The organism is Rufibacter sp. LB8, assembly GCF_014876185.1.
In the GTDB taxonomy this organism is placed as follows: Bacteria; Bacteroidota; Bacteroidia; order Cytophagales; family Hymenobacteraceae; genus Nibribacter.
Window position 1 is genome coordinate 129,765 of record NZ_JADALJ010000001.1, and the last position, 20,965, is coordinate 150,729.

The following is a 20,965-nucleotide window of genomic DNA, read 5'->3' on the forward strand; positions in this document are numbered from 1 at the left end:
TTGTTTTTAAGGTTTATAATTGATTTAATTAATTATTCCTTGGTTTATACTTGTATTTATTGTCCTGCTATTTTAACAGTGTTTTAAGCCAATCATTCAACTTATTAACTTCTGTTGGCCTCTTGTTCTCTGAAGATGTTTTGATTGAATGACAGGATTTACAGAGTGTTTGTAGGTTATCGTAATCAAGTTTTAAATCTGGCCTTTTAGCTATACTCAAAACGTGGTCAATGTCAGAACCTAGGGTTATTATTCCTTTCTTCTGGCAATGTGTGCATAGAGGGTCATTAGCTAATTTTCTTGCACGTAATTTTCTCCATGCTGTTGAGGTGTAAAATTTACTATTATCCATTAAATCAATATTTCATCTTCATCTATAATATTTGAATTCTGGTTTGCTATATTTTTCCTGATTATATCTGCTGTTACTAATGCATCCCTTTTGTTTTGCACCTTTTGGGTTCTTAGCATATCAAGAATCCTATTTCTAAATAGTGTGAATAGTGCGTTGTATATGTTGCCACTGAATTTATCTATTCGCTCTTTTTTATTCAGGAAGTGGAAAAGTAATTCAGATGTAATGTCATCTTTAATATATTCATCTTCATTATTAAACTGGAAACGGCTAACAGCGTTATTGATTATGGTTAGTAAGTCGTTATATATAAACTTTCCAAAATATCTTTCTCTTTTATCTTCTGGTAATGTTAGGTAATGTGTAAAGTTCTTATTGAATTCTTTTTTGTTTATGTTGGTTTCTCTCAATTGTATTCATGCTAATTCTTTCTTTGGTTATTTTTAACATCTGTCAATCTGTCTATTAATATCAATAGTAATATAACTGCAATGCTGTGTAGGGTGAATGCTAGTATTAGGTAGAGTAGGGCTAGCAATATCACTAGCCCAATTATCATTTGTTTATTAATCATTATTATTTAATTCTATTTTATTAATTTTTGATTGTATTATTGTTTCTGCACTTTCTTCAAATAAATAATGAATTTTTTCAATCTCATTTTCTATTTTTTCTGCTTCTGAATTTGAGTACGTTGTATCTGCAACTAATTGTAAAATTTCTGTTATATTAATTGTTATACTTAATAAATTCGTAATTCTGCTAATTGTTCCACTTAAACCATTTAATATATAAATCCCTTTTTTTTCTCCCATATTTTATTTATTATTTAATTCTATTGCTTCTGCTAATATTCTTTCGGCTTCAGCTAATTTTATTTTAATTGTGTCGATGTGTGATTGAGCTTCTTTAATCAATCCTTTCATTTCTTTAAAGTCCTGTTTAACTTCTGTTTTGAATTGTTGTGAGGTCTTAATGATTTCCCTAATTGTTCTTATATCCATTGTTTTAAGTCTTTCTATTATTAAATAGGTGAAAAATAAAAAGTGATAGGGTTTTAAGGTGTTTTAGATGGAAATAGAAGAAAATAATTGATTTTATTTTTTAAAGGCTCAATAGAACCTTAATTAAGGCTTTCTCTTTATCAGTTAGTTTTGGTTTGTTGTTAGTCATGGTGTCTTTTAATTAAATACGTTGTCTTTATTCTTTTTAATAAATAGTGTTATTTTAATTTATTAATGATTCAGTCAAAAGTTTATGCATTGAGTCTAGCTTCTCTTGGGAATAAGTGTAGCCAAATGCCCTATCTTCTTTGTTAGCCTTCTTGACTGTCATTTTACTTTCAATGATGCCAGATTCATTATATCTTATTGTCAGAGTCTTTAAAGGGTTAATGCCATAAGTAGTGCCAAACCTCATGAAAACATCAAATACCAGTACTCTGGTTGAAGTTTCTTTGGGCTGTTCTTTTCTCAATCTTAAATAGTCACCAGTAATTGAGGCTTTGTTATTTATTGGAACCAATAGGTTTTTAAGTCTAGGCTGTCTCTCAGTTGTAAATAGTTCTAATTGTTGAGTTGTCATTTTAGAATAAATCTTTTAGTTCAAACTTTAAATCCCCTTTTTTATAAGTTTTCAAAATTTTTAATTTGGCTTCATAAATTTTTATAGTTTTTAAATAGTTTCCTGCTTTAAGGTACTCTTCAAGATGTACTGCCATCTCTAGGCTTTCTTTTATACTGTTAATAAATGATTTGTGGTTATATATCATTTTCATTACTACAATATCTTTTCTCTTCTGTTGTTTAATTCTTTCTTCTCTTCTCATATTGTTATAAATTTTAATATTAGTTGTTTATGCTGCTTTATTTTTTTGCTCTTCTAATTCCTGCATTATGCCTATTCTGGTAATCAACCTCATTCTTAGTCTGTCTCTGAATTCTGGTGAGTAATTCCATGCAAAACGGTCATACTCAATGAAGTTTTTGAAATTCTTATTATAAAATTCATTATCTGTTTTTAGTTGAGGGTAATTTATGAATGCTCTTTCTATTGCCTCTTCTTTGCTCCATTCATCATAACCATAATCATATATCTGACCGTCTTTGTGCCTCTTATATTTTCCGAATTGGTGTGTATTGTTACTCATTGTTTCATGTTTTTCTATTTTAAATAGTGCCTCAATTGGTTTTTCATCAGGTACCACCACTTTTATTATTTCTACATCTTTCACCTTTATTAATGGTTCTGGTGTTCCTACTTCTGGTTCTATAGGGTAGGAAATACTTTTCTCAGACTCTTCATTGAGGCTGGTAGTTTTTACCATGTTTTTTAGTCCTGTGTACTTATATACCTCTTCATTCATGATTTTCTCAATGGCTTCTCTGTCTTCAGCTTTATAGATGAATGCATCAAAAATACCTGCTAGGAATGTCTTTGTGCCTAGTTCAGTCACCACCCTATGCGCAATCCTATTATTGAATAACTCTGCCTCTATTGGGTTCATTACCGTAGTAAATGGCTTGCCATTTCTAATAACCTTTAGGAATTCTGAGAACACTGGGTATAACTTATCAAATGCTATTTTGTAGGGGTTTAACTGGTAGGTTGGGAAGTTGCACACCAGTTTTAAAAAATTTTCCTTTTCATCTTTGATAGTCACACCCTCTTCCCTTATTTGGTTTGATAGATGGACATAGAATGCACCAGTGGCAACCAGCTTTTCTACCTGTTCAAGTTCTTTGATTGATTCAGGGTTGGTAAGTGTGGCCTTATATTGCCTCATGTCTGGTAAGGTCAACAGGACGTGCGTAGAGCTTACATCTGATTGCAGTAGCTCACCAGTGTAGCCCCTTACAACTAGGTGTTTTCTGATTGCTCTAGCTGAGTAGGTTAGGGGTGTGTAAATCTTGCCACTTAGTTTAATTGAGAAATTGATTTCATCTGCATTGAGGTCTTCAACCTGTCTTCTGTACTTCTCTTGTCTGATTGCTGTGAATGCACTACTCTTGATAATGGCACCAGTACTCAACCAATGGTTCATGTCTCTCTCAACAGCCTCAGAATCGAAACTAAGTAGGTGTAGGTTTGCCAGAAGGAATGAGTATTCAGGAAACCCAACATTTGCTAACATTGAGGCTGTCTTACTGTCTTCAATGTCCTTTTTTGGTTTGGTGGTTGATATCCTTTTAAGAGCCTTTACTAACACCAACTCTTCATTCCTGAAACTATCAGTTAACCTAAATTCTTTTGACTCATGTAAATCGTTTGAATATCTATCAGTGCCCCTGCCATTCTTTCTAGTCTCAATGATTTGCAGCCTTTGCAGGTCATGGATTGCAGTGCTATACCTGCCACCAAAATTTTTCTGCATTATTTGGGCATTGAGGGAGACAAAACCGTTAGCGTCTTCATCTTGCTTAGTTGTGATTATGTCAATAATTTTTAGGTAGGTTCCTAAGTGTATATCTGTGATATTCTTTTTAGATACTGAATTAATTAATTCCTTTAATACTCCTTTTAGGTTTTGAGGTATTATGCAATTGATTTCTTTGTCGAATGATTTTCTTTTTCTTCCCATGATAATTTTAATCTTTTATTCTCTTCAATTATTCTTTGCTCTTCAATGCTTTCTCACGGCACAAACTTTTAATTAATTTTTATACAGGGCTGGTAGGGAAAGTTTAATGGGTTGAGAATTTGAAGAGAAACCCTACCAGCTACCTGTTTTAATTAAATAGTCAAAAGTTTTGCAAAAATCAGTTTGACTATAAAAAAAGACAAAATCAATCTTTTGGCTTTGACCAATATTATGTTTTGAGATTCTTAAATAAAAAGAGGGGAGAAAAATATTCTAAATTTCTGCTAGGTGCATTTTGTTAACAAGGAATTAATTAATTCTAGGTTGGTGCATTTTGTTAATAATAAAAGTATTGCCCTAGGTGCATTTTGTTAACTTGGATTTCTAGTGGTGCATTTTGTTAACATGCAGAGTCTTAATATTTTAAAGACTTGTTAAGTGCTGTTCAGTGATTGATTTGGTGCAAATTGTTATCAAGTGTATCAATTGTGCAATTTGTTAACAATCAGTGTATCAATGAATTGTGCATTTTGTTAACATTTACCTTTCTTTTTTTTTTAATACTTATTAGTTAATAGGAACCCTTATAATGAGTAATACTTAACCTAGAATAGTAAAGAGAGAGAAGAGAGAAAGAACTAATGGTAATAGGTAGTATTAAACCAATTCCTATATTTACCATTATTAACCACCTAAATTAATTAAGAAGATGAAACAACAGTTGAAAAGTAAGTTAGACAAGATGCAAATGGAAGTTGTCAAGGAATGCAAGAACATTGAAGACGTGCAAACCATGATAGGAATCTTTGCGCAAATGAATAAGGCTCTTGACGCAATACCAGAATCAATGACAGCTAAAACATCTGGTGGTGGTGCGAAGCGTGGGCGCAAACCGAAACAACACCCGCTAGGATAGTATCAATTAGAAATAGGGAAAAGGGGAATCTTTCATGGGTTCCCCTTTTTTATGTCCTGACAATTGCATTTTTCAAACCTTCCTAGAATTAATTAATTTCATCAGTCAAAAATCCCTCAATTCTCCATGCAAACCCACTATTTATAAAACGGCTATTTTGGTTCATATCAATGTTCAATGAACTTTAATTCCGCTATTGACAAGAGGTAATTCAACCCTTTACCTTTGTGCTATATCTAGCACTAAAAAGAATGTCATGGGCACTAAAAATAAATCAATAATATATCTGGAAATTAGTGAGGGTGAAAAGCGGAAATTGTGTTTAAGAAAATTCCTAGCAATTAAGTTAGTAGCAACCCTAAATAATTAAGAAGAAAATAAAGATTATAATTTATTACCACTATTTAAAAGTAAAGACAATGGAAGAGACTAAAACAAATTTTGAAGTGCAAGAAATTGAACTTAAAAAAATATGGAAAGAATACTGTGATTCTGGATTGAAACCTGATAATATACCTTCAAACCCTGACGAAGTATATAAAGACAAAGGGTGGATTAGTTGGAGCGATTGGATGGGTAAAATTAGCTTTTAAAGGTACCGTCACGCTATTAACTATTGTGGATGGTAGTTAGTAAGGGTTAATAAATGGAAAGGCTTAGAGGGGCTTTAAAATCGTTTTTTATTTGTCGATAACAAAACATAAAATTGGTTATAACCTGTCAATGGGTTTGTACATTGTCGAAAAAACCTGATAGTTGGGTTTGTACACTATCACAAAATAAATATCTATTGAGAGTTTAAAGAACGGGCTACCATGTATGTATCATGGTGGCTTTTTCTTTTTAAATCAAGTATTGATACCAGAAGATAATTATAATTGCTTGGTGGTGCCTTAAAACGCAAAATTCAAGGTAATAAAAAAGAGCACCTTGTTAGGGGTGCTCTCTTGGTGTTACTAATTACTTTTCTTCCCTTGCTCAACTTTGTTCCTTACCTCTTCAGTAGTTTCTTTCTTGTATTTGAGATATTCTTTTAAACTCTTGGTGCCCATCCACTTCATTACCAGACCATCATCATAAAACTGGCTAAAATGTGACACGTGTGACCTGCGATTGGAGTGACTCGCCCATAAATCAGCCATTTTGTGTTCTGAGGTTATGGGTTTTTGGTTGATGTATTTGTGCCTAGTCTGGATAATGGGTCTTTGGTACATCTGGTGTTCATCGAAAAACCTTTGAAGTAGTTTCTTGATTTCCCTGTTGTATGTTACCTCACAGAATAGTTCACCAATGCGATAGTCATATTTTTCCAACAACTCTTCAATCCTTGAATCAAGATTGAGGGGTATTCTAAAAGCATTACCAGTTTTTTGTGCCTTGCCATTTAAATAACCATCAACTATGCGTAGCCCTTTTGATGCTTTGACATCGGATATTCGTAGCGAAGTCAGGACGCTAAAAAGTGTGAAGTCTTGGAACTGTCTGTAGCGTATAGAGTCCCATTCAGTGCGGGCTGGTGCTTCCCAATTATAGAAAAGTTCAATCTCTTCTAACGGCATTGATATTACCTCAATATCTTCTTCTAAAATTATAAATTTCTTTTTGTAGCGTGTATCTACTGGTATTCCTAACTCTGAATCTGTAACCCAATTCAACCAAGATTTAAGCCGTTTTACATGGGTGCCGAAGGTGTTATTATAAAAATCCTTTCCCCCATCTTCAATTGGGGACTGGCAGAATTTGGCGTAAGTGTCGTAAAACTGTGAACTGAGGTTCTGGAAACTTATTTCTAAACCAGCTTTTTTGACGAATTTTGAATCAATGAATTCAACCAAAGTTTTACCCCAACTCCTTAGAACTTTGTTTGTGCCTTTTTTAGCCCTAGGGTGCTCTGCAAGCTCTTCTTTAGTGGCTTTGATACCAACACCCGTTTTTTCCAATACATAGGCGTTAAGGGTATCTAAAAAGAGTTTTTTGGCTGCGGTTTCTGTTGTGGCTTCTGGTGCTTTCTCTAATAGATAATTAAGGTCAACAAGTGGCAGCGTTTCAACAGTTCTTAGCTTCAGAAATTCGTTTTCCTGTTTGACTGTTTCAATCTCTGCAAGCAGGTCTAATATTTTTTGCTCATTTTTTTCAATGCCACCTAAAAAGATACTTGCGCCCCCTTCCTGTTTTTCTTTTTCTTCTCTATACTGTATTTCAAAATCTTTTGTCTCTTGGTAGGCTTCTTTCATCAACCCAATAGTAGGTGCCTTTCCTTGCTCTATGTATTGGTTTGCCAGATGTTCAAGTGTTATTTTTAACTCTTTTATTTTGGCGTTGATTTCAGAAGAGCCTGAAACATTAAAATTTACCCTCTCACGCTTGGCATCAAAATCACAGACATTCACACTGTAACCAGTAGGGAAGGGATAGTATTCTCTGTCATAGGTGTAGCGCACATTGATAAAGCCTTTATCCTTTGCCTTATTCAATCTCAATACTGCCTTGGTGGTGGGTTTTTTCATAGCGTTTTGACCGTTTTGGATATGTCAAATGTACGCTAAATTATATGAAGAGTGTACAACATCGTGTACAACATTTTTTTAGAAAGTGCTTTAATTCAATTTAAACGGGGTTTTTGGCTGCGTTCGTAATCCACCACGTGTTCCCGAAGGGGTCTTTTACGCCGCCGCTTCTTCCGTAATCCTGGTCACGCGGTTCCATCACAGAGGTGGCGCCTTCAGCGAGGGCTTTTTTATAGGTGGCATCAGCATCTGAGACGTGAATGTACAGACCGGCCGGCTGTGCGGACCAGTCATCGTTGGCCTCGGCTATCATCAAGGTGCTGCCGCCAATGGAGACTTCGGCGTGCATGATCTGGCCGTCTTCGCGGTTGGCTCTGAGTTTTTCTTCGGCCCCAAACACATCTCTGAGAAAATCCAAAAAACGATCTGCGTGGGGCACAATCAGATACGGCATTATGGTCTGGTAGCCTTGCGGCACGAATGCGTTTTCCATGGGCGGTAAGATGTTTGGTTTTTTTAGATTCTGTTTCTATTAAGCCGTGATGTTTTATTGAATAAAAGTAAATTTCCTTATGTATGGTTTGTAGCTTTATGCTTGTTTCAACTAATAAGGAAAAGATTGCTCAAGGTGCTTTATTATCGTCTTTTGCTATCAACATTTCCAGTTCTTGCAGCTTCCCCAAACTGAATCCAGTAGAAGAGTTTAACAGAAAGGGTTCTGTTAATTTATGGGATATTTCTGCCTTACACTTTTTCTTATTCAAGTTAAAGCGCAATTGCCGTTTTTTAATTGACTCCCTTTTTGTTTTTCGGCTGAGCAGATTTCTATAGGTGATAGTTACATTGCCTGATTCAATCTCAGTTTCTATTTCCTCTATCTTTTTTATCTTGTTATAAGAATCCCAAACAACCAAAAGCACTGCAAAAAGAGTTATTCCAGATAAAAACAAAAAGTCTTCTCGAACATACCTGACAAAGCCAATGAAAAGTGGTTCTGTTCCTTCATAACCTTTATAGAAACGTATGGCCTGAAATACAAGAAAAAATGGCAGAGTACCAGCTATTGCCCGGCCAAGGACTTTCAAAAATCCATTTCTGAAAGGAAGGTCTGGTTTAATTGAAATATCCATTTAATTGACCATTGGCGTTTTCTTACCGGCTAAATGTATAGAATCCCTGGCGGTTTACCAGCACTTCAGGCACAGTCTTTTTCTGTTCAAAGTGCTGGTAGCCAAGCTGCAGGTTTTCCCAGAAACGCAAAAGGGCTTGTGAATTGGCGTATTGCATTTTAAGCTGACCATAAGCCGACGTGGAAAACCGCACCGGAAAAATATGTACCGGAATCTGGGTCTGTCCTTGGTTAAAGGCTTCCAATGCCAGCACGTACACCTCCTTGATTTTGTCATCTGTGAGCGCGATGCAGCCAATGGTCACGCAGTCGCCGTGCAGGAAAATATCACCGCCCAGTTTCCGGCCTGCGTTGCGCAGGCTGTCGGCGGCGTTGGGGTAATTGATGCCCAAGGAAAGATGGAAATTGCTGTTGGGGTTGAAGCGGTCAATGTAGTAAAAGCCTTCAGGGATTTGCCGGTCGCCTTCCTGCCGTTTGGGGCCCAGCGTGCCCGAGTTTCCGCAGAACGGATACGTGGTGAGCAACTGAAAGGCCGAATCTGCTTTCTGTTTCGCCCAGACCTCCAAGACGCGTTCCTGCTTAAAGGCGCGCAGGTACAGGTTCAGATTTTTGGCAGTCAGGTTCTTCTTCTTTAGCAAATTCGCCACGGTTGCCTGCTTCTGCGCATACGCCGCCCGCACGCGCTCAAACCGCAACTGTTCCTGCTTAAACGTGTCTTGCCCAAACAGCACCGGAAACAGCAGCAACACCAGCAACAGGTTTTTCATGGGCGAAGTGGGAAGATAGATTTGCTTATCAGACTTGGAAACTCAACGCTTGGGGAAAGCGGTAGATTGTGTTTCAGGGATTTCCGTTTTCGGGCTCGTTTCTGAAAACGGAGCCGAAAACGACATGTCCTAAGTAGCAGAATTTGCCAAAACGCGATTCTCCCCTTGAGGGGAGTGCAGAGGGGTGTTTACACAGGAGAACAATATTTCTAGTCGTTATTTTATAGAATGGGATTAGTTCTGCCGTTGCAAAGAGCGTGAACATTAAAATCCTCTAATATCAGATAATTTAATACCAGATTTATACACCCCTCTGCGCTCCCCTCAAGGGGAGAATCACGATAGGGTTATGGCTTTCCTAGCTAGCCCACAAGTTCCTTTCAGGATGACAAAAGGGGAGAAGTTGAATTTAGGCAATCATCAATCACCAAAAACTAATCACTAACAACTAAACACTACCTCCTCGGCTTATCTGACCGGGGCGGCGCGCTGTTTGGTTTCTTAGGTTCACCTTCAGGTTTAGGGATGCGGGGTGCCTGGGGGCCACGCAGGTGAATCACCAGGCCGTTCAAAAAGTTTCTTAAAAGCTGGTCGCCGCAGGGTTTATAGTTGGCGTGGTCTTCTTGCCGGAAGATGGCGCCCAGCTCGCTTTTAGTCACGTTGAAGTCCACCAGTTTCAGGATGTTCACTATATCGTCGTCGCGGAGCTGCAGGGCCACGCGCAGTTTCTTCATGATGTCATTGTTGGTCATGGGCGGCGGTTGGTTAAGTCTGCGTTAAAGATACGCAGGCGGCGGCAGATTTCAGGCATGGCCTTCGGCTGAAAGCAAATTCAAACGCGCTGGCAAAGGCCGAACCTGCTAGCGGTTGCGAGGGCGCTCCGGACCGGTGAGTTTCTCAAGTTCCTTCTGGCCTTTGAGCTCCATCTTCCCGAACCGGTAGTTGAACGTGAGCCGAACCACGCGGTTGTAGTTGCTGTTGAGGCTGCTGCTGGTCCAGAGCGGGTTCTGCACGGTGGTGCGTACCTCAATGGCTTGTTGCAGAAAATTCTCCATGTTCAGGCTGATGCCCGCTTTCCGGTTCCAGAATTCCTTGCGCACGCCCAGGCTGTAGCTTTGGTTGCCTGTGCTTCGGCTCTGCAAACTGATGCGCGCGGAATTGTACGAAGCCGCCGCCTGCACGCTCAGTTCCTTGGTGAAGCGGTAAGACACGTTGGTGTTGAGGTTGTACATGAAACCGCTTCGGCGCGGGCGGCCCTCGCCGGGGTTCAGGTCTGAGTAATACACGTTGCCGTTCACGCCCCACTGGCCTTTCTGCTTGAACCGCAGCGTCATAGACAAGTTGGAGCCGTAGGTGGCGTTTTTACCTATGTTCCGGAACGTGTTGTGCTGCACGGTGTCTTCGGCAATCACCACAAATTGGTAAGAACCGATGTCATTGTTGGTCTGCCGCCAGTACGCAGACGCGTTGAAGGTAAGGCTCTTGACTAGCCAGCTGTAATTGATTTCAGTGTTGTGCGTGAGTTCGGCTTCCAGATCTGGGTTACCGTACCGGATACTGAACGGGTTGCTGTCATTGATGTACGGGTTCAATTGCCCAATGGGCGGACGCTGGATTCTGGTGCTGTAGCTCAGGCGCAACTGGTGGTCGTTTTTGAACGTGCGCCGAAACATGATGTTGGGCATGAAATTGCTGAAAGGCTTGTCCAGCACCGTGTTGGTGGTCTTGAAATTGCCGTGCACCGTGGTGTATTCATAGCGCCCGCCCACCCGTAGAATGTACTTTTTATCAACTCTGAGCGTGTACGAAAAATAGGCAGCGTGCACATTCTGGTCATACACAAACTGGTTAGACCGCCGTGGGTCCTGCACCAGCGGCGCCTCTAAGCCAGGAGCAGAAGAAAACCGATAATCTGTCTCTGAACTCCGCAGCACCGACCGCGCGCCCACTTCCACCTGACCGTATTTCTCAAACGGGTGCGTGTAATCGGCTTTAAATGTCATCTCCCGCGTGCCGCTGTGGTTCAGGTTTTCCTGCCGGTTGGTGATAAGGCCCAGTCCGTTTTCCTCCAGCAAGTCATAATCGCTGTCGTTGGTGTTGGTGTTGAAGGTGGTGAGGAACTCAAATTCCTGGTTTTTACGCGCGAAGGTTCTTCGGTAGAACAGGTTGCCTTCCAGGTTGTTGCTGTGGCCGTCTGTGTTGATGTCGCGGTGCAGTTGGCGGGTGATGGCGCCTTCGGGGTTTGTCTCAATGGATTGCAGCGAGCGCGCGTTCTGCGAGTTGCTGCCGTTTAGGCGCAGGCTTCCGCCCAGCGTATTCTTTTCGTTCACTTCATAGTCCGCTGACAATTGCCCGTAGCGCGAAGTCCCGTCGTTTTCATAATTACTGCGCTGCGAAATCTGGCGTGATTCAAAGTAAATCTGGTCACTTTCACTGTTCCCGAACCTATCATTTAGGTTTCCGCCCGCGCTGGCCCTAAGGCCCAAACCTCTGCGCCGCCAGTTGAAATTACTGTTCAGGTTGTTGCTTCTGTTGCCCGCCGTGGCGTTCAGAGAGCCGGTAAACCCTTCTAAGGTGCTTTTCTTAGTGATGATGTTGACCACGCCCGCGCTGCCTTCGGCTTCATACTTGGCACTGGGGCTGGTGATTACTTCCACGCTCTGAATTAAATCTGCCGGAATTTGTTCCAGCGCCTCGGCCAGATTGTCTGAAAGCATGGTGGACGGCTTTCCGTTAATCAGGATTTTTATTTTGTTGCTGCCGCGCATTTCCACATTGCCGTCAATGTCCACTGAGAGCATGGGCACTTTCTTGAGCACATCCGTAGCGGTGCCGCCCAGGTTGGTGATGTCGTTTTCAGCGTTGTAGACCAGTCCGTCATCGGTTTCCTGAATCAGGTTTTTCTCACCGGTAATCACCACTTCCTCCAGTTTCTTGCTGTCGGTTTCCAGGAAGATCTGGCCCAGTGCCAACGCGCCCGCCGCGCTCACCGTCACGGGTTGCAGTTTGGTGGCAAAGCCAATAAAACTGATGGATACTTGATACGCGCCCGCCGCAACTTTCGGAAACGTGAATTGCCCATTTGCATCTGCTGCCGTGCCATACACTGGTTTCCCTGCCGCATCCAACAACGCCACGGTGGCAAACCCGACCGGTATTTTGGTGGTGGCCTCCATCACTTGCCCCGTCACGGGCACGCCCGCGCTAGTCTGAAACGCCACGTTTTTCACGCTAATGGCCGCTTTGGTTTGCCAGCCAGCAATAAGGAAAAGAAGGAAGAAAAGGGCGAAGCGGAAAGAAAACGTCATGCGGCGCTGGGGGAGGAAAGTCTGAATGGGTTAGAGTGAATCTGGCAGCAAAGGTTTAATCACATGACGGTCAATTGTTTCAGAAAGATAGGGCTTTGAACGCAAAATTCCGTTTTCGACCCCATTTCTGAAAACGGAGCCAAAAACGGAAAATGTTTAGATGGAATGCTCCATTATCCCCCGCAAGTTTAGCGCCAGGGTAACTTGCGGGAGGTTTGATTTGTAGAGACCAGGCACCGCCTTGTCTATGACGGTAAGAGATAGATATTTGCTTAATATTACACCCTCACCCTAACCCTCTCCCAGAGGGAGAGGGGATTTTGGTTTTCCGTTTTGGGGCTCATTTCCAAAAACGAGGCTAAAAACGGAAAACCAAAACATTAATACTCCAGCAATTCCACTTTGCCGTCCATGCTGGCGGCTACCAGTTTTTTCTTGCCTAGCACGTTCACGGTATTAATCATGGAATTGTCAATTTTGTGCGCCCAGTTTACTTGCTGCGTCTCTGGATTAATGCTGTAGACCACACCGCTCTTGGTCCCGAAGAAAACGGCACCGTCGCGTTCCAGTAGCATGGAGGGCACGTGCTCGTACCCAAAGCCGGCTTTCAGGCGCCAGGCTACTTTTGCCTCAGAATTGCTGGTGGGGTAGGCCACTATTTCGTCTTGCATGGTTTTGCCGTAGAGCCATTTTTTGTCGGCAGACATTCCTAAAGATTCACGCACGGTGGCTTCTTTGCTGCGCCAGAGTGTTTGGCCGGTGTTGCTGTCAAGGGCGGTGATGAACCGGTCTGGGGCCACAATGTAGACAACGCCGTCATGGGCCACCGGAATAACCATGGCCGGCGAGAACATGCGGTTGGGCGAGCCATTGTTCCATTTCCAGGCCAAGCTGCCGTCTTTCTGGTTCAACGCGTATAAATGCCTATCCCAGGCCCCGAAGATGACTTTGCCTTCATACAGCAGCGGCGTGCTCACCACCGCACCTTCCAACTCTGAGAATGCCCAGATTTCTTTGCCCGTGGCCGCATCCAGCGCCCTGAATTTTCCGTCTGAGGCACCAATGTACGCCACGCCTTTGTCCACCAGCGGCGAGCCTAAGACCGAGGCCCCAGCTGTGGTTTTCCAGGCCAGTTTGCCGGTTTTGGAATGGAGCGCGTAGATATTTCCGTCTCCGGAACCCAGAATCACCAGGTCTTTGTGCATGGCTGGCGAAGAGAAAATACCGCCGCCCGTTTTATAGGTCCAAGCCACTTTCCCGTCTTTTTCACGAAGCGCTTCAATTTTGCCCACGCTGTTCCCAAAAATCACCAGGCCTTTGTGCACCACCGGCGTGGAGATCACGTTGGCATCAGAATGGTAGCTCCAGGCTTTTTTAACGCTGGGGTAGGTTTTGTTGATGTCATACGATGGCCTCGGAAACGGATTGCCCGCTGCATAGGTCTTGGCCCCCAGCGCGATTCTGCGCCAAACTGGTTTGGTTTCTAAGCCCGGCGTGCGCTCTGCAAACAGCGCCGAATCTTGCCGCATCTGCACCAGATTGTACCCGCCAAATTCAGCTTTGGCGCGCAAATTGGAACGTCCCACGGTGGCTTCTATTCCTTCAACGTTGTCTTTTTTGTTGGTGTGTAAATGGCCGCAGATGGTGAACTGGGTGTTCTGTTTTTTCAACCGGTCAATGGCCTCGTACCAATTGTCCAGGCCGTTGTCCAGGGGGTAATGGTTGGCGAAGACGATGGGTTGCGATTTTGGCGTGGCCGCCAGCACACTGTCCAGCCAAACCACGGCATCTCTGGGAATGTGCCCGTCTGACATGCGCACGTACGGTCCGCTGGAACATCCAATGAACTTGACGCCCTGGTGCTCAAACGCAAACTTGTCATAGCCAAATTCCCTGATGAAACTCACCCCTCCAGATTCTGACCAGCCCGTGTCATGGTTTCCCGGCAGAATGTAGTAGGGCACTTTCAGCGCACTCAGAATCTCTTTAGCCAGCTTGAGTTCCTGGTCTGTGCCCATCTCGGTGATATCGCCAGTTAGTATCACGAAGGAAATATTGGGCAGGCTGTTGATGTCGGCCACGGTGCGGCGCAAATCTTCCTCGGCCCCGCCGTTGGGCGAACCGATGTGCGTGTCTGACACAAACGCGAACTGAAACGGCGCCTGCACCTGCGCCTGAAGCCCGCGGGTGCTCAACAGGAACAATAGAACAAATAGAAACGAGAAGGATTTTTTCATAAGCGGGGGTGATGAAATGCGTGCTTTACCAGAATTTAGCAGTAACCGAAGCGAAGGAATGAACCTCGGCTTATGCAGAAGCATAATTAATATAAATTTTTAAAAAGTAAGCATCGTTCTCAGGATTTACTTTCCGTTTTCGGGCTCAATTCTGAAAACGAAGCCAAAAAAGGAAATGGTACCGTAGAATGAACGTATGATTCACAGCAGAATTAAACCTGGCTAGCTTGGGCAGTTCTTGCTTTGCCCTTATCTTGTCCAAAGTTTTAAATCTGAAATCAGAACCATGAAGCAATATTTAATTACCGGCCTCGATTACACCACCCCGGGCGCCTTGGACCACCGCATGGCGGTTCGACCCTTCCACTTTGAGGCGATTAAAAAGTACAAAGACTCCGGCAATTTCATTCTGGGCGGCGCCATGCTCAACGACGAAGGCAATATGATAGGCTCCACGCTGGTCATGCAGTTTGCCTCTGACGAAGCCCTTCAGCAATGGATGGACCAGGAACCTTATATTCTGGAGAAAGTTTGGGAAAGCGTAACGGTGACGCAATTTAAAGTAGCGCAGGTGTAAAGAAGTGGTGAGTCATCCAGAGTATTCCTGAGGCGGGAGCCGAAAGGAACGAGCGTAGCTACCGAGGGATCTAACGAAGATTCTTTCTGATACTTGACTTGGGCATGCATTTTTCGCCATTGTTGGTGTTATCACCAACAACCTGAACTGCGTTTCTAGCTGCTTTTGTGTACGCAGTTTGCTTTCCTTCCAAATAACAGTTTCATCCTAAGTTCTACAAGACAGTCTTTTCCATAACTGGGCTCCGAGCGCTCACGGCCGCGAGGTCCCGCCTTCCCCCTCGCACTGCCGGTCTTGGCCATGACTGCAGTCTGCCAGGTAAGACCTCACAGGTTTCCAAAACCTGTGAGGTCTATTACGTTTCTAGGCTCTATTTTAGAAATGGAGGCGGAAACGCAATTTTCTTTTACTACCGCAAGTTTAGCGGCAGCGTAACTTGTGGTAACCAACTTGGTCAGTTTACCAACTGACGTGAGTTGATAAACTCACAACATGTATAGCCACAAGTTACGGCTGCGCCTAAACTTGCGGCAGTAACTTATGTAGAGACAAGGCACTGCCTTGTCTCTACAGTTGAGGTTCCGATTACCGCCTGCTCAAAAGTCCTCGTAGCGTGCGAAGCTCCTACGAGTGTCTTTGCCAAATATCGTTTTGGGCCTATAAATTGAAAATGCAGCTAAAACTAGCAATTGAATTTCTATAAACACAAGGCACTAATTTGTCGCTGCGTTTTGCTATTCTGTTTTTGCCTCCACAGACTGCAGCTGCAATTCTTCGGCATGCGGTTGAAGGGCTTGAATGATAAAGTCAATATGTTCCGCAAGGTCTACAGCCAGCAGTTCCACGCCTAGTTTTACTTCGTTGCGGTCCACAGATGCGGCAAAGCTGGCCTGTTTCAGTTTCTTGAGCACCGATTTCGCTTCCAGGCCTTCCAGGCGTTGCGGCCGCACCTGGGCGCAGGCGACTACGAAACCAGTGATTTCGTCACAGCCCAGCAAGGCTTTGTCTAACATAGAATCATGTGAAACGCCCCAGTGGCTGTAGTGCGCAGAGATGGCGTGGGCCATTTCTTCTTCGCCTTTGTCGCGGAGCAGGTCTACAATCAAGTGCGGGTGGCGGTCTGGGTGGGCTTCGTAGTCAGCGTCATGGAGCAGGCCGGTGTTGCCCCAGAGTTCCAGGTCTTGGTTGAGCTTTTGGGCGTAGGCGCGCATGACCAGTTCCACGGTGCGGGCGTGGCGAAGGAGGCTGTCGCCTTTGGTGTAGTGGTGCAGGATTTGAACGGCTTCGTCTCTGGTCATGGCAGGTTTGATAATGTCTTCCCAAGATAAGGCGGCGCACGAAAGACGGCAAGAAGCACGCAAATATTTTCTGCCGTTTTCGGCTTCATTTCTAGAAACGGGCCCGAAAACGGAAACTGTGTTAAGACAGAATACGCAGGTTGTCTGGGTGAATTAGTTGGCTAGCGTCGTATCTTCCTTGGGTGGGGCCGTTCTCCAGTTTCAAGACGCCCCGCGGGCAGACGGTGGCGCACATGCCGCAGCCCACGCAGGCCGCCCTTATGATGGGTTCGCCTTTCTGGGCGTAGTGGCGCACGTCAATCCCCATCTCGCAGAAGGTGGAGCAGTTTCCGCAGGAAATGCACTGGCCGCCGTTAGTGGTAATTCTGAACCGTGAGAAGTGCTTCTGCAGCAACCCCAAATACGCCGCCATGGGGCACCCAAACCGACACCAAACTCTGGAACCCAGCAAGGGATAAAAGCCCACGCCAATGACGCCGGCAAAAATAGACCCAATGAAAAACCCGTACCACTGCGCAAAAGACCCCGATAAATGACCCAGAATGGCACCTTTGAGAAAACTGTTGGCCCAGAGCAGAATGGTGATTAAAATAATGGCCGCCAGAATGGAATACACCAAGCGCACTTCCCAGCGCCAGGCTTTCCGGGAACGGTCTGCGAGGTGACGGTAGGGATCACCGGCGGTTTCAGCCAGGCCGCCGCAGCCGCAGACCCAGCTGCAGTACCAGCGCTTTCCGTAGAAATAAGTCAAGACCGGCGTAGCCAGAAACGACAAGGTCACGCTCCAGAAAATCAAGAATACGCCCACGCCGCCCGGCTGCTGCGCCAAACTAGCCACAGAATCGGGCCAAAGATATTCGTATTTGAGGGGCCAGAAATAACTGAAGTAGAACTCGGGTTGCTGGAACATCACCATAAGATGCGGCAGCAGGTAGGCGAACACCAACTGGAAAAACATCACTGAGCACGTTCTAATGAGTTGGTAACGGCTGTGCCGATATTTTAAAAGCGCCCGCACGCCCATCAAGAGCACCGCAAACGTGTAGAATGTGCCGTATAGAAACCAATTGTCAGCAGGTTTATTTCGGAGCCAGAAGCTGAGGCCGTCGGTGGTTCTAATCAGGCCATCTAGCACCCAGGGGAACCAGTACAGCAACACGTAAAACCCGGTCAACAGCAGCGCCACCACCCAGGCGCTCCAGCCTTTTGAGGTTTGGCCTTGTGACCAGACGCCCACGTTGGCCAGGTGCGGCTTCTGCCAGAACCGTAGGTAAAAATACCAGAGCCCGCCCGCCGTCACCATTGAAATTCCGGCCACCAGCGGCCAACTTCCCAGCCACGGCGCCCCCAAAGGCATCAGTCCCAATACCACGCCCGCCACCACAAGAAACAGGGAGAAACGCTCGGCCATAGAAAGGGCGGCGTTTTCTGAGTGGCCTAGGGCAAAGGAATGGTCTTTCAAGGGAGTGGGAACAAAGGGTAAACGTAGTGCTTTACTTTCGGCTGAACGCCAGTTTAACAGCAGAACTTGAAACGTGCCGGAAGGTTTTGGTTCATGGTTCTGCCAGGCGCGTTTCTCTTAATGGTGGTGATGATGGTGATGGTCGTCCTCGGGGTTGTTGGTCAGGTTTTTATACGTCCCGAAGACAAACAGCAAGCCCCAGCACAGGTACAGGTAATTGAACGAGTCCACTTCCTTGCCCCACAGGTTCAGAAAAACATGGGCCAGCCCAGACATAAGAATGCCGGTGAGCGCGACGAACTGAAACGAGTTCATCTGTTTGGGGTTGATGATTTTGGACCATTCCATAGGCGAAAGCGTTGGTTTAGGTTACTGCGCTGGTTGGCGACGGTATTGGTTGTATACGGTAAAAAGGGCAGAGAGAGGCAAGCGGTGGAATTCGGCGTCAAAGGCGGCTTGTTTCAGTTGGGCAAGAACCGTTTCCAACGTAGATTTTTCCTTGATCCAGCGTTCACAGACTTCCTGCCGGAACCGCACATTCAGCAGGTTGAATCCGGTTACCGCTTCGGTCTCCTTCTCGAAATAAATTCTGATGCTTCTGTTGCTTTTAGGCTCTTGCCATAGCAAAGATTCGGTGTCTGGCGGAATAACAGCGGGAACCTGGCCGTAACTCTGGTATTCCACCTCAAAAAATTTAGCAGAATTAAACCACACGCCGCGTTCATAAGCGGTTTTATGCCCGCTGAGGGTGTGTGCCACGGTTTCGCCTTGCATTCTGCCTGTGTACCAGAGTTGCTCCACGGCTGGGTGGCCGGTCTTCGGGTTCTTGAATTGAGCACAATCACCAGCGGCGTAGATGCCAGGCTGGCTGGTCTCCAGAAATTCGTTCACCAGAATGCCCATCTGGGTTTCAAGCCCTGCCTCCTTGGCTAGTTCTATGGAAGGCTGCGCGCCAATGGCCAAACCCACAAATTCACAAGGAATCTCTTGCCCGGCGGTGGTTTTAACGGCTTTGACTTTTCCGGCTGCATCAGAAAGCACCTCGGCAATCTGGGTTTGGAAAAGCAGTTGTACACCTTGGTGTTGGAGATGGGCCGTGATCAGGTTGGCTTCCTCCGGCGGCAAGTTGCTGCCCCAGTAATGTTTTTCCCGGATGAACATGGTCACCGAAATGCCTCTGCACCGGAGCATTTCCGCCAGTTCCACGCCAATAAGGCCGCCGCCCACCAGCACGGCTGATTTTATGCCTTTGGTGGCTTCTTCAATCTGTGTTAAATCCTGAAAACTGTATAAGCCGTGCACGCCAGAAGCATCAATTCCGGGGCAAGGCAGCGTTCTGTACACAGAACCGGTGGCCAGCAGCAATTGGTCATAGGCCAGCGTTTCGCCGTTCTCCAAGGCCATGGTTTTCTCCGCTGGATGCAGTTTTTGTACCCTCGCAAATAATAGGTCCAACTGGTTTTCTTTCCAGAACCACGGTTCATGCGTCTGCAAGTGCTGCGACCGCAATTGGCCCATGTACACATACATGAACGCGGTGCGGGCAATGGGGTAAGGTGTTTCTCCGGAGATGATGGTGATGCGTTCCTGGGGGCGCAGCTTTCTAAGCGTGATGGCGGCCGTGATGCCGGTTATGCCGTTGCCAATGATTACCGTGTGCCCCATAGGGCAAAGGTAACAGAAAGTGGCGCATCTGCGGTACGGCGACCGTTTCCGTTTTCGGGCTCATTTCTGAAAATGAGCCCGAAAACGGAAAGTATTTTGTGCCTTTACCGCCGGGCAGAGGCAAGCGCCTGGGACGGACGGGTAAATTCTAGGCGGTTTTCCCTAAAGCGTTTGTAGCTCATGTACTGCCTGGCGTTGAGCAGGTGAAACATGCGTTCATTGTATTCCTGCTCAATCTGGTCAAGCCGCAAATCCATTTCCCGGGCGCTGAGTTTGCCCGCCTGCCCATTGAGAGCCTGAAGTTTGGCCAGACGGTCGCGGTTGAACTGCCTTACTTTGATAAACGCATCTTCATGAAGGCTGAGGCTAGCGCCCATTTCCTGCGAAAGGCGGTCGGCTAGCCGGTGGGCCGGGGAAATTGCTTGCGCGTTAGCGGAGGCCGCGCCTAGAAAAACAGAAAAGAAAATCGCTAAAAGTGTGGAGTTGCCCATTGTCTTCCTGTACTTGTCAACCTTTTCTCTGAAGCCCTGCATAAGGGAGAAACCTCTAGAAAATCAAGGTACGTTCTTTACGATTCCAGCCAAGGCTAGGTTAGTCTAAAATGGGTTTTCAGCAAGATTCCGTAGTTATACCAAGTTGAGGATTTGTAACACATATTGACTGAACATGAGAAGGATAGATGGCGCCAAAACAGGAAAAGGGCACCCGTTAGAGTGCCCTTTTCCTGTTTTGGCGTATGGGGGATACGCTTATTTTTTAGGTGAAGCCGAAGCTTCTTTGGCTAAAGAAAGAAAGTTAGCCTCTGGTTTTGACTTGAACGACGAGTAAGCTTCTACCTGACGGCCATTCAACATTTTGAACAGTTTGGTTTCAAAATCATCTTCAATTTCTCTCAGACGAACGTCACGCATCTCCGCATCATCGGCGTACATTTTGTCAGCCTCGGTGGTCTTGGCCAACCGTTCCTGGTTTAGGTTCTTGAGTTTGATGTATTCGTTTTCATTTAAGCCCATAGATTCTACCATCAGGCGGGTAATGGTGCTGCTGGCTTTGTCCAAAGCTGGGTTGGAAGGGGCATTCTGGGCAACTGCGCTAACAGTCAAAGCAACTAAAAAGAAAACAGTTAGAGTAAAGTTTTTCATAGTGGTAAGAATAAGTTGTTGA

23 protein-coding genes are annotated in these 20,965 nt (G+C 44.9%); 3 read left to right on the forward strand and 20 right to left on the reverse strand.

The window, feature by feature from the left end:
- Positions 1-67: 67 nt before the first annotated feature.
- From IMY23_RS20245 to IMY23_RS00625, 7 genes are all read right to left on the reverse strand, one after another.
- Complete coding sequence (locus IMY23_RS20245) at positions 68-352, reverse strand: HNH endonuclease (protein WP_192820185.1); 285 nt, start codon at positions 350-352, stop codon at positions 68-70.
- A complete protein-coding gene (locus IMY23_RS00600) occupies positions 352-765 on the reverse strand; it encodes a hypothetical protein (RefSeq protein WP_192820186.1) in 414 nt (137 codons plus the stop codon). Before IMY23_RS00600 ends, IMY23_RS20245 begins: the two co-directional genes overlap by 1 nt.
- Positions 766-921: 156 nt before the next feature.
- Positions 922-1,170: a hypothetical protein gene (locus IMY23_RS00605; protein WP_192820187.1), complete on the reverse strand. Its 249-nt coding sequence runs from the start codon at positions 1,168-1,170 to the stop codon at positions 922-924.
- Between the two features lie 3 nt (positions 1,171-1,173).
- Positions 1,174-1,359 (reverse strand): hypothetical protein, encoded by a 186-nt coding sequence (locus tag IMY23_RS00610; protein ID WP_192820188.1) that lies wholly within the window; start codon positions 1,357-1,359, stop codon positions 1,174-1,176.
- Positions 1,360-1,582: 223 nt separating this feature from the next.
- A complete protein-coding gene (locus IMY23_RS00615; protein WP_192820189.1) occupies positions 1,583-1,939 on the reverse strand; it encodes a hypothetical protein in 357 nt (118 codons plus the stop codon).
- Between the two features lies 1 nt (position 1,940).
- A complete protein-coding gene (locus IMY23_RS00620; RefSeq protein ID WP_192820190.1) occupies positions 1,941-2,183 on the reverse strand; it encodes a hypothetical protein in 243 nt (80 codons plus the stop codon).
- Between the two features lie 27 nt (positions 2,184-2,210).
- The gene (locus tag IMY23_RS00625; protein WP_192820191.1) at positions 2,211-3,935 is read right to left on the reverse strand and encodes a hypothetical protein; all 1,725 of its coding nucleotides are present in this window, start codon (positions 3,933-3,935) and stop codon (positions 2,211-2,213) included.
- 709 nt (positions 3,936-4,644) lie between these two features.
- Between IMY23_RS00625 and IMY23_RS00630 the strand changes: the two genes are divergently transcribed.
- Entirely contained in the window at positions 4,645-4,851 is a 207-nt protein-coding gene (locus IMY23_RS00630; protein WP_192820192.1) for a hypothetical protein, read from the forward strand.
- Between the two features lie 419 nt (positions 4,852-5,270).
- Positions 5,271-5,444 carry a hypothetical protein gene (locus IMY23_RS00635; RefSeq protein ID WP_192820193.1) on the forward strand — a complete coding sequence of 58 codons (174 nt, stop codon included), beginning with the start codon at positions 5,271-5,273 and terminating at the stop codon, positions 5,442-5,444.
- Between the two features lie 363 nt (positions 5,445-5,807).
- Here the strand turns inward: IMY23_RS00635 and IMY23_RS00640 are convergent, their stop codons facing one another.
- From IMY23_RS00640 to IMY23_RS00670, 7 genes are all read right to left on the reverse strand, one after another.
- Positions 5,808-7,358: a hypothetical protein gene (locus tag IMY23_RS00640; protein ID WP_192820194.1), complete on the reverse strand. Its 1,551-nt coding sequence runs from the start codon at positions 7,356-7,358 to the stop codon at positions 5,808-5,810.
- A gap of 100 nt (positions 7,359-7,458) precedes the next feature.
- On the reverse strand, positions 7,459-7,851 hold the full coding sequence (locus IMY23_RS00645) for a glyoxalase/bleomycin resistance/extradiol dioxygenase family protein (protein ID WP_192820195.1): 393 nt from the start codon (positions 7,849-7,851) through the stop codon (positions 7,459-7,461).
- A 130-nt stretch (positions 7,852-7,981) separates the two neighbouring features.
- Positions 7,982-8,488 carry a hypothetical protein gene (locus IMY23_RS00650; RefSeq protein ID WP_192820196.1) on the reverse strand — a complete coding sequence of 169 codons (507 nt, stop codon included), beginning with the start codon at positions 8,486-8,488 and terminating at the stop codon, positions 7,982-7,984.
- A 22-nt stretch (positions 8,489-8,510) separates the two neighbouring features.
- On the reverse strand, positions 8,511-9,254 hold the full coding sequence (locus IMY23_RS00655; protein WP_192820197.1) for a murein L,D-transpeptidase family protein: 744 nt from the start codon (positions 9,252-9,254) through the stop codon (positions 8,511-8,513).
- Between the two features lie 455 nt (positions 9,255-9,709).
- A complete protein-coding gene (locus IMY23_RS00660; protein WP_192820198.1) occupies positions 9,710-10,006 on the reverse strand; it encodes a DUF1456 family protein in 297 nt (98 codons plus the stop codon).
- 108 nt (positions 10,007-10,114) lie between these two features.
- Positions 10,115-12,562 (reverse strand): TonB-dependent receptor domain-containing protein, encoded by a 2,448-nt coding sequence (locus IMY23_RS00665; protein WP_192820199.1) that lies wholly within the window; start codon positions 12,560-12,562, stop codon positions 10,115-10,117.
- Between the two features lie 380 nt (positions 12,563-12,942).
- A complete protein-coding gene (locus IMY23_RS00670) occupies positions 12,943-14,799 on the reverse strand; it encodes a PQQ-binding-like beta-propeller repeat protein (protein ID WP_192820200.1) in 1,857 nt (618 codons plus the stop codon).
- Positions 14,800-15,085: 286 nt separating this feature from the next.
- On the opposite strand from IMY23_RS00670, the gene IMY23_RS00675 reads away from it, so the two are divergent.
- Positions 15,086-15,376 carry a YciI family protein gene (locus tag IMY23_RS00675; RefSeq protein ID WP_192820201.1) on the forward strand — a complete coding sequence of 97 codons (291 nt, stop codon included), beginning with the start codon at positions 15,086-15,088 and terminating at the stop codon, positions 15,374-15,376.
- A gap of 734 nt (positions 15,377-16,110) precedes the next feature.
- Here IMY23_RS00675 and IMY23_RS00680 read toward each other — a convergent pair.
- The 6 genes from IMY23_RS00680 to IMY23_RS00705 form a co-directional block, all read right to left on the reverse strand.
- Positions 16,111-16,674, reverse strand: coding sequence for a metal-dependent phosphohydrolase (locus IMY23_RS00680; protein WP_192820202.1), 564 nt, complete (start codon positions 16,672-16,674; stop codon positions 16,111-16,113).
- A gap of 121 nt (positions 16,675-16,795) precedes the next feature.
- On the reverse strand, positions 16,796-18,136 hold the full coding sequence (locus IMY23_RS00685) for a 4Fe-4S dicluster domain-containing protein (RefSeq protein ID WP_225986362.1): 1,341 nt from the start codon (positions 18,134-18,136) through the stop codon (positions 16,796-16,798).
- 117 nt (positions 18,137-18,253) lie between these two features.
- Positions 18,254-18,484, reverse strand: a complete 231-nt coding sequence (locus IMY23_RS00690) for a hypothetical protein (protein WP_192820203.1) — start codon at positions 18,482-18,484, stop codon at positions 18,254-18,256.
- Positions 18,485-18,505: 21 nt separating this feature from the next.
- The gene (locus IMY23_RS00695) at positions 18,506-19,801 is read right to left on the reverse strand and encodes an NAD(P)/FAD-dependent oxidoreductase (RefSeq protein WP_192820204.1); all 1,296 of its coding nucleotides are present in this window, start codon (positions 19,799-19,801) and stop codon (positions 18,506-18,508) included.
- Between the two features lie 104 nt (positions 19,802-19,905).
- Positions 19,906-20,292, reverse strand: a complete 387-nt coding sequence (locus tag IMY23_RS00700; protein WP_192820205.1) for a hypothetical protein — start codon at positions 20,290-20,292, stop codon at positions 19,906-19,908.
- 258 nt (positions 20,293-20,550) lie between these two features.
- A complete protein-coding gene (locus IMY23_RS00705; RefSeq protein ID WP_192820206.1) occupies positions 20,551-20,943 on the reverse strand; it encodes a hypothetical protein in 393 nt (130 codons plus the stop codon).
- Between the last annotated feature and the right edge of the window lie 22 nt (positions 20,944-20,965).

Excerpts from the sequence above, each read along its gene's own strand:
- IMY23_RS20245 (WP_192820185.1), bottom strand. The coding sequence starts at position 352 with ATGGATAATAGTAAATTTTACACCTCAACAGCATGGAGAAAATTACGT.
- IMY23_RS00605 (WP_192820187.1), bottom strand. The coding sequence starts at position 1,170 with ATGGGAGAAAAAAAAGGGATTTATATATTAAATGGTTTAAGTGGAACA.
- IMY23_RS00610 (WP_192820188.1), bottom strand. The coding sequence starts at position 1,359 with ATGGATATAAGAACAATTAGGGAAATCATTAAGACCTCACAACAATTC.
- IMY23_RS00615 (WP_192820189.1), bottom strand. The coding sequence starts at position 1,939 with ATGACAACTCAACAATTAGAACTATTTACAACTGAGAGACAGCCTAGA.
- IMY23_RS00620 (WP_192820190.1), bottom strand. The coding sequence starts at position 2,183 with ATGAGAAGAGAAGAAAGAATTAAACAACAGAAGAGAAAAGATATTGTA.
- IMY23_RS00625 (WP_192820191.1), bottom strand. The coding sequence starts at position 3,935 with ATGGGAAGAAAAAGAAAATCATTCGACAAAGAAATCAATTGCATAATA.
- IMY23_RS00630 (WP_192820192.1), top strand. The coding sequence starts at position 4,645 with ATGAAACAACAGTTGAAAAGTAAGTTAGACAAGATGCAAATGGAAGTT.
- IMY23_RS00635 (WP_192820193.1), top strand. The coding sequence starts at position 5,271 with ATGGAAGAGACTAAAACAAATTTTGAAGTGCAAGAAATTGAACTTAAA.
- IMY23_RS00640 (WP_192820194.1), bottom strand. The coding sequence starts at position 7,358 with ATGAAAAAACCCACCACCAAGGCAGTATTGAGATTGAATAAGGCAAAG.
- IMY23_RS00645 (WP_192820195.1), bottom strand. The coding sequence starts at position 7,851 with ATGGAAAACGCATTCGTGCCGCAAGGCTACCAGACCATAATGCCGTAT.
- IMY23_RS00650 (WP_192820196.1), bottom strand. The coding sequence starts at position 8,488 with ATGGATATTTCAATTAAACCAGACCTTCCTTTCAGAAATGGATTTTTG.
- IMY23_RS00655 (WP_192820197.1), bottom strand. The coding sequence starts at position 9,254 with ATGAAAAACCTGTTGCTGGTGTTGCTGCTGTTTCCGGTGCTGTTTGGG.
- IMY23_RS00660 (WP_192820198.1), bottom strand. The coding sequence starts at position 10,006 with ATGACCAACAATGACATCATGAAGAAACTGCGCGTGGCCCTGCAGCTC.
- IMY23_RS00665 (WP_192820199.1), bottom strand. The coding sequence starts at position 12,562 with ATGACGTTTTCTTTCCGCTTCGCCCTTTTCTTCCTTCTTTTCCTTATT.
- IMY23_RS00670 (WP_192820200.1), bottom strand. The coding sequence starts at position 14,799 with ATGAAAAAATCCTTCTCGTTTCTATTTGTTCTATTGTTCCTGTTGAGC.
- IMY23_RS00675 (WP_192820201.1), top strand. The coding sequence starts at position 15,086 with ATGAAGCAATATTTAATTACCGGCCTCGATTACACCACCCCGGGCGCC.
- IMY23_RS00680 (WP_192820202.1), bottom strand. The coding sequence starts at position 16,674 with ATGACCAGAGACGAAGCCGTTCAAATCCTGCACCACTACACCAAAGGC.
- IMY23_RS00690 (WP_192820203.1), bottom strand. The coding sequence starts at position 18,484 with ATGGAATGGTCCAAAATCATCAACCCCAAACAGATGAACTCGTTTCAG.
- IMY23_RS00695 (WP_192820204.1), bottom strand. The coding sequence starts at position 19,801 with ATGGGGCACACGGTAATCATTGGCAACGGCATAACCGGCATCACGGCC.
- IMY23_RS00700 (WP_192820205.1), bottom strand. The coding sequence starts at position 20,292 with ATGGGCAACTCCACACTTTTAGCGATTTTCTTTTCTGTTTTTCTAGGC.
- IMY23_RS00705 (WP_192820206.1), bottom strand. The coding sequence starts at position 20,943 with ATGAAAAACTTTACTCTAACTGTTTTCTTTTTAGTTGCTTTGACTGTT.